Below are 617 nucleotides of genomic sequence, written 5' to 3'. Positions count from 1 at the left end.
GTGCCGCCCATCAGGGTATAAAAGCGCAAACGAAGCAGTATCAAGAGAAAGCTGGAGAGTAAAAGGTGGGCTTTGAACGGCGACGGGCTGCAAAAGGCTGTCTGCGGGCAGCGGAAAACTGACCACCGCATTTGACCGCGCGGCAGCCACCGCCGGGAAGCTGCCTCAATCGTCGTTGAGGCGGTTGTAGGCGCGGCGTTTTTTGCGGGGCAGGCTGGGGCGGTGCGCGCCGGCAGCCGTCATGTCGGAGGCCGAGTCGTAGCTTTTCAGGCGGGCGGCGCTGCCCTGCAGGCGCAGCTGGTCGTGGCCCTCGCCGCCATATAGCTCGACGCGCATGGGCCGAATGTCCGGGGCGGTGGTTATCTCAAACACGTCGTCGCCACCCAGGCCATCGAGGCTGAGGCAGGTGGTTTCGCGGCGGAAATACGTGCGCTTGAAGTGCAGTGAATCGGCACCGGCCGGCTGGGGTTTGGCCGATGCATACACGCGCACCACGGTGGAGTCGGCGTAGCGCCGCACCACGAACCGCTCGGGCTCGGCGGTGCCGCCCATCAGGGTATAAAAGCGCAAACGAAGCAGTATCAAGAGAAAGCTGGAGAGTAAAAGGTGGGCTTTGA

1 protein-coding gene is annotated in these 617 nt (G+C 63.2%); it reads right to left on the bottom strand.

What is annotated here, in order from left to right; translation table 11 throughout:
* Window positions 1-165 precede the first annotated feature (165 nt).
* Entirely contained in the window at window positions 166-585 is a 420-nt protein-coding gene (locus ACYVDE_RS25525) for a hypothetical protein (protein ID WP_460504309.1), read from the bottom strand.
* Window positions 586-617: the final 32 nt, after the last annotated feature.

Source organism: Hymenobacter agri (genome assembly GCF_054778495.1).
Note: the sequence above shows the minus strand (reverse complement) of the source record. Positions and strands in the feature narration are given on the sequence as shown.